The sequence below is a fragment of the Flagellimonas sp. genome, from assembly GCF_965222555.1.
Taxonomy (GTDB): Bacteria; Bacteroidota; Bacteroidia; order Flavobacteriales; family Flavobacteriaceae; genus Flagellimonas.
In genome coordinates this window covers 431,417-443,145 of sequence record NZ_CBDCUG010000001.1, presented here as the reverse complement: position 1 = coordinate 443,145, position 11,729 = coordinate 431,417, and the positions used below count along the sequence as shown (strand labels likewise).

Below are 11,729 nucleotides of genomic sequence, written 5' to 3'. Positions count from 1 at the left end.
AATCAACAATGAAAAAACTTGTTATCCTTTTTATACTTGCAATGTCAATTTGTGGCTGTAATGGGGACAAAAAAGCAGAAAACCACGAAAAGAACATTGTAAAGATTGCCTGCGTAGGAAACAGTATCACCTATGGTGCAGGGATGGCAGACCGTGAAAACAATGCCTATCCCACCCAGCTACAAAATATGTTGGGTGATGCCTATGAGGTTAAAAACTTTGGAGTCAGTGGCCGAACCCTACTTAAAAAAGGAGACCTTCCCTATTGGGAAACCAAAGAATATAGGAAAGCATTGGATTACAATGCGGATATCGTATTTATAAAACTTGGAACCAATGATGCAAAGCAACAAAACAGGGCTCATCTGAATGAATTTGAAACCGACTACAAATCACTCATTGCATCTTTCAGAAAAGAAAATGAAAAAGCAAGAATAGTACTCTTGCTGCCAGTACCATCCTATTCCAATGATAGCACCGGTATTTGGAATCCGATCATTACGGATAAAATTACACCCATGACCCAGAAGGTGGCTTATGACCTGAATCTGGAAACCATTGATTTATATCAATTATTTGCGGACAATCCAGGTTTAATGCCGGATAAGATACACCCTTCCTCACTTGGAGCTACAATAATCGCCAAAAGGGTGTATGAAACTGTAAAACAGGAGCCCCATGCCTTTGATTTGATGCAAGTACTGCAAATTGAGGATGCCCAAAAGTCAAATTTTCATGGTTTTGATCAATATGATTTTGAGTATGAAGGACTTCAACTTAAGGTAGTTCAACCCAAAAGACCTCTGAAAGCAAAACCCTGGGTGTGGAGGGCCCGCTTTTTTGGACATGAACCCCAGACAGATATTGCCCTTTTGGAACGTGGTTATCACATAGTTTACTGCGAGGTAGGCACCTATTTTGGAAACCAGGAAGCTGTGGAACGATGGAATAAATGTTACGATATCATGACCAAGGCGGGTCTGAATAGGAAACCCGCATTGGAAGGAATGAGCAGGGGCGGTTTGATTGTGTATAATTGGGCAGCGGAAAACTTGGATAAAGTCGCATGTATTTATGCGGATGCTCCTGTTTTGGATGCGCAAAGTTGGCCTGGCGGATTTGGAGAAGGAAAAGGTAGTCCAACCGATTGGGAACAGTCCAAAATGAGATATGGACTGGCTTCTGACACCCTTCCTGTAGACTTTAATGGATGGCCCATTCATAAAACAGAACTTTTTGCGGCATCGGGTGTTCCAATGCTTCATGTGTGTGGGGAAGCAGACGAGGTAGTTCCTGTGGATGAAAATACGCGACTGTTTGCAAAGAAAATTGAAGAGCTAGGAGGAAATATCAAAACGATTTACAAAGATGGTGTTGGACACCATCCGCATAGCTTGCAAAACCCGACTCCCATTGTCAATTTTATTGTACGCGCTACTGGTCATAAAACCAATTTTGCTGCCATTCCAGCTCCGGGTTCAGAATACCGCTCTGGTGCAGGATGGGTAGAGGGAAAGGGTTGGTGGTCACAGGCGAAACAAATTGATTCTTTATGCCAAGCTTCTGGTGACGTGGATTTGTTATTGATTGGCAACTCCATTACCCAAGGATGGGGCGGCCCCAGAAGTTGGGTAACCTATAAACCGGGGCTGAAAGCCACAGAAACATATTTTAAAGACCTAAAATGGATTGGAGCTGGAATTTCAGGAGACCGAACACAGCATATAGCCTGGCGATTGGAAAAAGGAAAATATGAAGCCTGTAATCCTAAAGTAGTTAGTTTGGCCATTGGAGTCAATAACTTCCCAGATGATTCAGTTGATGAGATTGTAGAAGGACTTAAAAATACATTGGGAATTGTAGAGAAAAAATTTCCCAAATCAACCATATTCTTCTTTGGCCCACTTCCTACTGGATTAGATCCAAAATCGGATAGAAGGAGAAAATATAAAAAAATACATGCCAAGCTATCAACTTTTGACTATCCCAATAATGTCCAATACCATAATTTGGAGGCATATTTCAGCAATGAAGATGGAGCCCTTAAAAAGGATGATTTAAGCACCGATGGAATCCACCTTCAACCCAAAGGGTATGAAACATGGGCAAAATATATTCGCGAACAATATGATAAAATCAACCAATCCTAAAACATGATAATATGAAAAAACTATTCGTTTTAATGCTAGTATTACTGGCCAATGTCAGTTTTGCCAAAATATGGACACCGACAATCCTATCGGATAATATGGTACTGCAACAACAATCTGAGGCCACCATTTGGGGATGGACAACAGCCCCCAGTGAGACCATCACAATTATGGGTTCATGGAACAATATGGAAGTTACGGCCAAAGCTCATCAAGGGGTTTGGTCCGCGCAATTGCCAACTCCAACTGCCGGCGGTCCCTATACAGTGACTATTAAAGGGCATGAGGAAATTACATTTTCCAATGTTATGATAGGTGAGGTTTGGATTGCTTCAGGTCAGTCCAACATGCAATGGACACCAAATATGGGATTGGACAACGCGGAGGAAGAAATAAAAAATGCGAACTATGCCAATATCCGTTTCTTTCAAGTGCCACAACGTAAGTCTACCACTCCCCAAGATGATACTCCGGGCGAATGGGTCTCTTGCTCTTCGGAAACCATGCAGAACTTTAGTTCTGTCGCTTATTTCTTTGGAAGAAAACTGCATAAAAATCTATCTGTGCCTGTAGGTTTAATAAGTTCCAACTGGGGAGGCACCCCAGTTGAGGTTTGGATACCTGAAGCATTGATAGAAGGTGATAATGAACTTAAAGCTGCGGCTAAACAAATTTCCGAATACGAATGGTGGCCCCATCTGCCGGGAGCAACATACAATGGGATGATCCATCCATTGCTGAACTTTAATATAGCCGGTGCAATTTGGTATCAAGGAGAATCCAACCGGGCCAATGAGGAGTCCTATTATAAATCCTTTCCATTATTGATAAAATCATGGAGGAATCTCTGGAAGAAAGACTTTCCGTTTTATTTTGCCCAGATTGCTCCGTACGATTATGAAAAAGACAAAAAAGATATTAAGGCGGCTGTGGTGCGGGATGCCCAATTACAAACCATGCTTTCCGTACCAAACACGGGAATGGCCGTTACCAATGACATCGGAAACCTAAAAGATATTCATCCCACCAACAAACAAGAGGTAGGCAGACGGTTGGCCCTTTGGGCCTTGGCCAAAACGTATGGGGTGAAAGATGTGGTGTATAGCGGACCGGTGTATAAGAGCATGGAAATCAAAAGGAATAAAATTATCCTGTCCTTTGATTATGCCGAGGATGGTTTAAAAATGGAAGGAAAAGCGTTGAAAGAATTCCAAATAGCTGGTGCGAACAAACATTTTGTTGATGCTAGGGCTAGAATTAAAGGAAATACAGTTGAAGTTTACTCTAAAGAAGTGAAGGAACCTGTGGCGGTACGATTTGCCTTTTATGACAAGGCGCTTCCCAATCTTTTCAATAACGCCGGATTGCCCACTTCCGCCTTCCGGACAGATGATTGGGAAATAGCAATTGATTAAAATGACATTATGATGTTTCGTGTCCTGTTTTTCTTCTTTCTCCTTGGTTATGTGCAAAGCACAGCCCAGATTAATCATCCCAAGGCAAGTCCATTTTCAGAGGTTGAACAAGAGATTGGCTTATCCAAAATAACGGTGCAATATTCTCGTCCGGCGGTTAAAGGGCGACATATTTTTGGAAGTAGGGAGGATGGTCAACCAGGATTAGTGCCCTACCGTCGAATATGGCGGGCTGGAGCCAATGAGAGTACTAAAATAACGGTGAATTCCGATGTGAAAGTGATGGGGAATACCCTGCTGAAAGGTACTTATGCGCTATATGCTTTCCCAGAGAAAGAATCTTGGCAGGTTGTTTTTCATACCAACACCTCACATTGGGGCGATGGTAGAACAAACTACAAACCTGAGGAAGATTTGTTTCGGATTTCAGTCGAACCTCAGCAAATATCATATCATCAAGAAAATTTCTTGATCACTTTTGACTCCATCACCCATAATACGGCCTATATGAAACTGATTTGGGCAAGCACGATGGTTGAAATCCCATTTGAGGTGGATACCCATGCGCAAATGAAAAAGGAAATAGCCAAAGAGATTGCTGAAAACCCCACGGCGCAAACGTATTATGAGGCTGCGCGTTATTTACAGGAACAAGGAATGGATTATCAACGGGCTTTGGATTACCTAAACAAGGCACTGGAACTGGGTGGTGACACCTATTATTTTCATAGGGTCAAGTCCCTTGTGGAAGCAAAACTTGGAGACCATGAATCCGCAGTCAAATCTGCAGAAAAGTCTTTGAAAATAGCCAATGCTCTTGGAAAAGATGAGTTTGTACGAATGAACCAGAAAAACATTAATGCTTGGAAACAACAGTTAAAACAGAAATAGCCATGGAAAGAAATACCAATCGAATTGCTTTAAGCTTAGCGCTACTTTTTTTCATGTTGCAATCCTGTCAGTTTTTGGAAAAGAAGGAAGCGAAGGATAAAACTGAGGAGTCTCCAGTATTAGTTGATGTTGAGGAAATTGAAAAAGAACAACCACTCTGGATTCCTTACAATGATTCAGCGGAAGTTGCTGATAATGCCAATCACGAACGGGAACGAATGCGGTACAAGTTTATTCAATCCAAAGTGTTGGATAAGAATGAAGTTTTTACACCTTTGTATGCTGAGGTTGCCAAATTTCCAAAGGAAACCTATGAAATTATGAAACCTTTGGTTTTGGAGCAGAATATCCTGACCATTCAAGAACATATTTCCAAAGGAAAATTCAGTAATGTTGATTTGGTTCTTTTTTATCTGTATCGTATTTATAAGTACGAATTGCCCAATGGAACCACGCTCAATACTATAATCGCCTTGAATCCAACTATCTTGGAAGAGGCAAAAAACTTGGATACCAACTCCGAAGGTCAACATCCCATTTATGGGATGCCCATTCTGTTAAAAGACAATATTGGTGTTGCAGGAATGAATACAACGGCGGGCGCCATTGCTTTGCAACACAACCAGACCGATGATGCTTTTATAGTAAAGCAACTAAAAGCGAATGGCGCTCTTATTTTGGGTAAGGTAAACCTTAGCGAGTGGGCGAATTTTATTTGTGATTGTCCAAATGGGCAAAGTGCGGTGGGAGGACAAACGCTGAACCCGTATGGTCGTCGTGTTTTTGATACAGGAGGCTCAAGCGCAGGTAGCGGAACTTCGGTGGCCGCAAATTATGCCGTAGCAGCGGTGGGTACAGAAACATCAGGTTCCATTTTGTCGCCATCAGGTCAGAACTCCGTAGTGGGGATGAAACCTACTGTGGGTCTTTTAAGTCGAACCGGAATTGTACCGATTTCCAGCACGCTGGACACCCCAGGCCCCATGACCAAAAATGTGATTGATAATGGAATTTTATTGGATGCCATGCGAGGTTTTGATGAAAGCGACGATAAATCTGTACAGGCGGATTGGCCAGAGCAATGGTATGCCGAAAACATCATACTTAAGGGGATGCGGTTTGGAGCTTTCAAAAACTACATGAAAAGCGATTCCATTTATGTCCAAACCATGGAAAAATTGAAGGCTGCCGGAGCTGTCATTATTGAGTTTGAACCACCAGAAGTGAAATTTGACGGCTTTCTTTCTATTTTGAACATTGATATGAAAAATGACCTTCCCCATTATATTGAAGCCCAGATAAAGAACAGGGATTCTTTCCATATAAAAACAGTGCAAGATGTAGCGGAGTTTAATTTACAAGATAGTTTGGTTAGAATTCCATATGGACAGGCCCGTTTTGATGGCATTTTAGCCGATACTACATCCACCGAGGGACTCAAGGCAATTAAAAAAAGGTTGAAAATGAACGGCCGGACCTATTTCAATACACCTTTAAATGAGCTCAGGTTGGATGCTGTTTTATCCATTAACAATTACGATGCAGGCGCTGCCGCAGTGGCAGAATATCCGGCCTTAACAATTCCCATGGGGTATAAGGATTCAGGCGAACCCGTTAACTTAACTTTTATTGCAAAGCAGTATCAAGAAGGAAAATTATATGCTATTGGAGCTGCTTTTGAAGCTCTGGTCAGAGCACGTAAAATTCCAGAAAGCTATAAGGACTGACCTTATGGTTTCAATGGGATTAACTTTTGTATTTTTGCACCCCATTTATAGGAACTATGCGCACAAAATCCCTCAAAAAGAACAAAATCAATGTGGTTACCCTTGGTTGTAGCAAGAATGTCTACGATTCGGAGGTGCTTATGGGTCAACTCAAGGCCAATAATAAAGAGGTGGCCCATGAAGAAGAAGGTAATGTAGTGGTCATTAATACCTGCGGATTTATTGCCAATGCCAAGGAGGAAAGCGTGAATACGATTTTGGAGTATGTTCAAAAAAAGGAAGCCGGGGATGTGGACAAGGTTTTTGTGACAGGGTGCTTGAGCGAGCGGTACAAACCGGATTTAGAAAAGGAAATTCCGAATGTTGATGAATATTTTGGGACAAGTGACCTTCCAAATTTGCTCAAAGCTTTGGGAGCGGACTACAAACATGAATTGATCGGGGAACGATTGACCACAACCCCAAAAAACTATGCCTATTTAAAAATTGCAGAGGGGTGTGACCGACCGTGTTCTTTTTGTGCCATTCCCTTAATGCGCGGAAAGCATAAAAGCAAACCTATCGAGGAGCTAGTGGAAGAATCGGAAAAGCTGGCTGCCAAAGGGGTAAAAGAATTGATTCTAATAGCTCAGGACCTGACCTATTATGGATTGGATTTGTATAAAAAAAGAAATCTGGCCGAATTGCTTCAAGCTTTGGTAAAGGTAGAAGGTATAGAATGGATTCGGTTGCACTATGCATTCCCTACTGGTTTTCCAATGGATGTTTTGGAGGTGATGAAGAAGGAACCGAAGGTCTGCAATTATATCGATATTCCACTTCAACATATTTCAGATGCTATCCTAAAAAGCATGCGAAGAGGCACCACCCAAGAAAAAACAACAAAGTTGTTGCAAGACTTTAGAGCTGCGGTTCCCGAAATGGCGATACGTACCACTTTGATTGTTGGGTATCCTGGAGAAACCGAGGAAGACTTTCAAACCTTAAAAGATTGGGTTGCAGCAATGCGTTTCGAACGATTGGGATGTTTTACCTATAGTCATGAGGAAAACACCCATGCCTATTCGTTGCAAGATGATGTGCCCGAAGAAGTAAAACAACAACGCGCCAATGAGATTATGGAATTGCAGTCCCAAATTTCATGGGAGCTGAACCAAGAAAAAATAGGCAAGACTTTTAAATGTATTGTTGATCGTAAGGAAGGCAACCATTTTGTGGCTAGAACAGAGTTTGATTCCCCCGATGTGGATAATGAAGTGCTTATTGATGCTACCCAGCATTATGTAAAAGTTGGTGGTTTTACTGATATTGAAATTACGGATGCTTCCGACTTTGACCTTTATGGTATACCCCGCCAATCCTAGTTGACTCCAGAAGAAATATTTTTGATAAATGTCATGATACCTTTTTTGAGTTTGTTGTAGATTTGATAGGTTCAATACTAATCAAAAAACACCAAATTATGGTCACAACTGCTCACGACCGTAGGGTCAAAATCAGCATTACACTTTTGCGAATCTTTATTGGATGGCACTTTTTATATGAAGGTATAGTTAAGTTGTACAATCCAGAATGGACTTCGTTTGGATACCTTGCCTCGGCCCAAGGACCTTTCAAATCCATTTTTCATGCCTTAACATCTCCTGCGATAATAGATTGGGTAGACACCTTGAATGTTACCGCACTTTTGGTGGTTGGGATTACATTTATTCTTGGAATTTTTGAAAAAAAAGGAGCTTTAATAGGTATCGGTCTTTTAAGTCTGTACTATTTGGCTCATCCTTCATTACCAGGTGTCCAACAAATTAATGTAGAAGGCAATTACTGGTTGGTGAACAAAAATCTGATTGAGCTGGTGGCCTGTATTTTAATTTACAACTACCCAACTGCCCACTTTTTTGGGCTTGGTCATTTTAGAAAACGACAATTAACCAAAACACAATAGCTATGAGCTGGACTAGAAGAGATTTATTGAAAGGATTGGGCGGACTTCCCATTTTAGGAGCTGTTTGGTGGGCCGGTGCCGCTTCAGTGGTCAACCGTAAAAAGAAAAGATCGGAGATTTTAAACCAATTGAATATCAGTCCATCCCTGCCTCCAGCTGTACCGGGAATTGGTGGTGATCCGGTAAGGGTTGGAATTATTGGTTTTGGGATTCGAGGGGAACAACTCTGCAGATCATTGGGCTTTGCCACTGACGAATGGAAAGAGGAGATGAGATTAGCGGCGGAAGAAGATCCCAATAACAAGGCATTGGAGGACTTTTTGTCACAAAACAAACTCAATGTGAATTTGGCAGGAATCTGTGATGTTTTTGATGTTAGGGCGGAAAAAGCTTTGAGGTCATTTTCAACTCCTGAAAATAAAATTAAGCGGTATACCACTTACAAAGAAATGATTAGTAGTGGGGAAATAGATGCAGTGGTCATTGCTACGCCGGACCATTGGCACGCACCAATGGCCATTGAAGCATTGAACAACAATGTTCATGTGTATGTGGAAAAACCAATGACGCATACGGTTGAAGAAACCTATCGTTTAAAGGAAGCCGCCCAAGCATCTAAAGCTACCCTACAGGTAGGGCATCAACACAGACAGACCTTGAGCTTTAGAACAGCCAGGGATATTGTGGAAAAAGGTACGTTGGGCCATGTTTCATTGATTCAGACCAATACCAACAGAAATGATGACAACGGTGCATGGAATTATGATATCCATGACCAAGCCAGTGCTCAGACCATTGACTGGGAACAGTTTTTAGGGTCAGCTCCTAAAATTCCATTTAACAAAAACCATTTTTTTAGATGGCGTAAATGGTGGGCCTATGGTTCAGGACTTTCAGGTGACCTACTAACGCATGATTACGACCGGTTGAACTGTGTACTTAACATGGGTATCCCAGATGCCGTATCTGCATCAGGTGGTATTTATACCCACAATGATGGTAGAAACGTACCCGATGTACTTCAAGTAAACATGGAATTCCCTAGGTTTTCAACTGGAAGCAGTCAGGCCAAGGGAAAAGAAAAAGGAATGACGTTCTGTTATAGTGCTTCCCTTGGCAATTCATTTGGTAGACCAACCATTTTAATGGGACATGATGCCACTATGGAATTGGGTAATAAGCTTACCATTTGGCCCGATGTTGCCTCTACCCGGTATGCTGATATGTTGGAAGCGGAAAAAATGAGGCCGAACATTCCAATTTATCAGTACAATCCTGCAGCAAATGTACCGGATGCCATATCCTCCGCTACTTCGCAATATTTTGCTGATAAAGGCCTTATGTGGACCTATATTGATGGGGTTCGGGTAGATTCGACCTTTCTGCACATGCGGGAATGGTTGAGTGTCATCAAAAATGGTGGTGAAGTAAGTTGTGGAATCAAAGAGGGCTTTGATGAGGCAATATCAGCTCACATGGCCGGATTATCCTGGAAACTGGGAAGAAGAATTGAATGGGATTCCGAAAATGAGATGCTCAAACCTATAGAAGGGATAAATTTTGATGAGGTCTTACTTTTTAACGGAAAATGGGAAACGCCTACTGAGATTTTGGAAGGATAGGGAAGTACTACATATTCACAAACTCGTAACCGGATAAAGGAATGTTTCTTAGATCATATTCGGTTTCATTGAGCAATATTCCATGTTCCAAATAGGCTTTGAGGTTGGTCAACCAAAATGTCCAGCCATTGCTGCATCCATGATGAATACTTAATTTGCTATCTTCATCTGTGGATATTTCATATTGTTTTAGAACAAGCAATACGGCTTTGTCATGATCTTCTAGGGATACGGAAACCTTGCTGTCTGCAAATGAGATTTCCAAAAAATCCGTTCCATTGGCCTTGAGGACTTTTCCAATTTCATTGCTGTCCCAGTTGTGCCATTTCCAAGTATAGGTGTCCCCTGGTTGAATGTTTTCATCTGTAGCTCGTTTCTCCCCTGAAGCAGAAACGTAGTCCGCGTCGCTCAAAAACCAAGAAGTTATTCCTTCAGAGGTTCCCCAAGACCAGTATAACTTTTCCATGGGGGCCTTGATATAGATTTTTTTTGTGAAACAATCAAAAGTCAGCTTGCTCATCGTTTGCGATTTAATTCAAAGTTGTACAGTTCCCTACCTAATTGTGCCAAAAAAGGTATTCCAATTTCGTCATATTCATAAGCATTGTCATTAAAGATACCATCTTTATTGACCAAAATGGTAGCTGTGACCATAAAATCTATGTTGTTCTTTTCATCATGGATGTATGCACAATCTGTTATGGTTCCATAGGCGTAGCCTACTTTGTTGTAAACTTTAATATCCTCTGGCATGGGTTCTGAAGAATCCCCGAACATTAAAAACTTTACGTAGCTATCATAATAGATTTCACTGTCATAACCCAAATCTTTAGGAAGGGCATGCATGGCCTTGAGCAAAAACTTATGTTGCGCTTGGCTTAAATTAAACCGTTGCTCTTTGGGAAAAGTTTCAGGAAAAATAATTCGCTTTAACAAGGCATGTTGCGCTTCTATGGGAAAATAATTTTTTAATGAAAAATCGAAAGGATCTAGGTGAAGTAAATCATCAGCATAAAAACCGTTGCCCTTTAAAGTTTTGTTTAATTCTATGGGGTTGGGGTAGGTATTTATGATTGGAGCACTGGCAACCGTTGTTGAATCGTTTAAATATATGATTAATGGTTTGGTGGTCACTTCATCAGCATTGGGGGTAGAGAGACGATGATTGATTTGAATTGGAACAACCCCACGGGATTGCATGCGATGGTTTAAGTCATCCTGGCCCAAGAACTCAACTAATCTGTTGTTGGCGGCATTGTCCGAAACTGCAAAAATTTCGGAGATGGCCTTGGCACAAGTGGTCTCCACAGAATCTCCCTCAATGTAAAATTGGGTATCCATTGTTAGAGAATCTATTTCGTTGAGTTTTTCCAAGGCGGCAACAGCGGCGGGAAACTTAACCGTACTGGCCGGATAGAAATAATTGTTCTTGTCTACCTGAAAATCAAAATCCGTAAAACGGATGGTCTCATTTTTTCTATCAATTTGGGTATACCTGATCTGGACTTCGTACTGATCAACACTGTCCATCACTTTTTTGATCATTGGATTGTTTGATGCAAGTACCTTTTGTAACGGATCAATGTTTTGGTCCTTCTTACATTGAACAATTACTGAAATCAAAACAAGGACTGTAAAGAAATACGTGTATCGCATATGCCCCATTCTTTAATATTGGACGTTCAATGGTCATCCAAATAAACCTCACCTCTATGTGGTTTCAGGATTTCACGGACTTCGTGCATTTCAAACTCTGCCACCACCATATAGGTAATACTATGGGTCATACTAAAATGTTGTACGCCTGTAATGTCGAACTTCAGTTCTTCAATTACGATAAACTCTTCCAAATGTTTTTGATAATGTTTTGCAGTATCTGCAGCTCCGGGTCCTCTAAAATCCCATATCATCTTTATTTTCCGATCCAAAATCTTTTCCATACTAGTTTGGTCTGTGGTTGCACTAATGTAATAAATTCC

The 11,729-nt window shown here is 41.3% G+C and carries 10 protein-coding genes; 7 read left to right on the top strand and 3 right to left on the bottom strand.

Annotated features, from left to right (window positions below; translation table 11 throughout):
* Window positions 1-8 precede the first annotated feature (8 nt).
* The 7 genes from ACOQO1_RS01990 (at window position 9) to ACOQO1_RS01960 (ending at window position 9,750) form a co-directional block, all read left to right on the top strand.
* Entirely contained in the window at window positions 9-2,150 is a 2,142-nt protein-coding gene (locus tag ACOQO1_RS01990; RefSeq protein WP_420601186.1) for a GDSL-type esterase/lipase family protein, read from the top strand.
* 11 nt (window positions 2,151-2,161) lie between these two features.
* Entirely contained in the window at window positions 2,162-3,565 is a 1,404-nt protein-coding gene (locus ACOQO1_RS01985) for a sialate O-acetylesterase (RefSeq protein WP_420601185.1), read from the top strand.
* Window positions 3,566-3,574: 9 nt separating this feature from the next.
* A complete protein-coding gene (locus ACOQO1_RS01980; protein ID WP_420601184.1) occupies window positions 3,575-4,456 on the top strand; it encodes a DUF2911 domain-containing protein in 882 nt (293 codons plus the stop codon).
* A complete protein-coding gene (locus tag ACOQO1_RS01975) occupies window positions 4,429-6,183 on the top strand; it encodes an amidase family protein (protein ID WP_420601183.1) in 1,755 nt (584 codons plus the stop codon). The genes ACOQO1_RS01980 and ACOQO1_RS01975 overlap by 28 nt, the downstream gene beginning before the upstream one ends.
* A gap of 56 nt (window positions 6,184-6,239) precedes the next feature.
* Window positions 6,240-7,547 (top strand): 30S ribosomal protein S12 methylthiotransferase RimO, encoded by a 1,308-nt coding sequence (gene rimO / locus ACOQO1_RS01970; RefSeq protein ID WP_420601182.1) that lies wholly within the window; start codon window positions 6,240-6,242, stop codon window positions 7,545-7,547.
* 98 nt (window positions 7,548-7,645) lie between these two features.
* Window positions 7,646-8,128 carry a DoxX family membrane protein gene (locus tag ACOQO1_RS01965; RefSeq protein WP_420601181.1) on the top strand — a complete coding sequence of 161 codons (483 nt, stop codon included), beginning with the start codon at window positions 7,646-7,648 and terminating at the stop codon, window positions 8,126-8,128.
* A gap of 2 nt (window positions 8,129-8,130) precedes the next feature.
* Window positions 8,131-9,750, top strand: coding sequence for a Gfo/Idh/MocA family protein (locus ACOQO1_RS01960; RefSeq protein WP_420601180.1), 1,620 nt, complete (start codon window positions 8,131-8,133; stop codon window positions 9,748-9,750).
* A gap of 7 nt (window positions 9,751-9,757) precedes the next feature.
* Here the strand turns inward: ACOQO1_RS01960 and ACOQO1_RS01955 are convergent, their stop codons facing one another.
* The 3 genes from ACOQO1_RS01955 to ACOQO1_RS01945 form a co-directional block, all read right to left on the bottom strand.
* Window positions 9,758-10,270, bottom strand: a complete 513-nt coding sequence (locus ACOQO1_RS01955; protein ID WP_420601179.1) for an SRPBCC family protein — start codon at window positions 10,268-10,270, stop codon at window positions 9,758-9,760.
* On the bottom strand, window positions 10,267-11,295 hold the full coding sequence (locus ACOQO1_RS01950) for a serine hydrolase (protein WP_420601178.1): 1,029 nt from the start codon (window positions 11,293-11,295) through the stop codon (window positions 10,267-10,269). The genes ACOQO1_RS01955 and ACOQO1_RS01950 overlap by 4 nt, the downstream gene beginning before the upstream one ends.
* A 137-nt stretch (window positions 11,296-11,432) precedes the next feature.
* Window positions 11,433-11,690 carry a hypothetical protein gene (locus ACOQO1_RS01945; protein WP_420601177.1) on the bottom strand — a complete coding sequence of 86 codons (258 nt, stop codon included), beginning with the start codon at window positions 11,688-11,690 and terminating at the stop codon, window positions 11,433-11,435.
* Between the last annotated feature and the right edge of the window lie 39 nt (window positions 11,691-11,729).

What these genes read in the sequence shown, in the direction of transcription:
- ACOQO1_RS01990 (WP_420601186.1), top strand. Translation starts at nt 9, where the DNA reads ATGAAAAAACTTGTTATCCTTTTTATACTTGCAATGTCAATTTGTGGC.
- ACOQO1_RS01985 (WP_420601185.1), top strand. Translation starts at nt 2,162, where the DNA reads ATGAAAAAACTATTCGTTTTAATGCTAGTATTACTGGCCAATGTCAGT.
- ACOQO1_RS01980 (WP_420601184.1), top strand. Translation starts at nt 3,575, where the DNA reads ATGATGTTTCGTGTCCTGTTTTTCTTCTTTCTCCTTGGTTATGTGCAA.
- rimO (WP_420601182.1), top strand. Translation starts at nt 6,240, where the DNA reads ATGCGCACAAAATCCCTCAAAAAGAACAAAATCAATGTGGTTACCCTT.
- ACOQO1_RS01965 (WP_420601181.1), top strand. Translation starts at nt 7,646, where the DNA reads ATGGTCACAACTGCTCACGACCGTAGGGTCAAAATCAGCATTACACTT.
- ACOQO1_RS01960 (WP_420601180.1), top strand. Translation starts at nt 8,131, where the DNA reads ATGAGCTGGACTAGAAGAGATTTATTGAAAGGATTGGGCGGACTTCCC.
- ACOQO1_RS01955 (WP_420601179.1), bottom strand. Translation starts at nt 10,270, where the DNA reads ATGAGCAAGCTGACTTTTGATTGTTTCACAAAAAAAATCTATATCAAG.
- ACOQO1_RS01950 (WP_420601178.1), bottom strand. Translation starts at nt 11,295, where the DNA reads ATGATCAAAAAAGTGATGGACAGTGTTGATCAGTACGAAGTCCAGATC.
- ACOQO1_RS01945 (WP_420601177.1), bottom strand. Translation starts at nt 11,690, where the DNA reads ATGGAAAAGATTTTGGATCGGAAAATAAAGATGATATGGGATTTTAGA.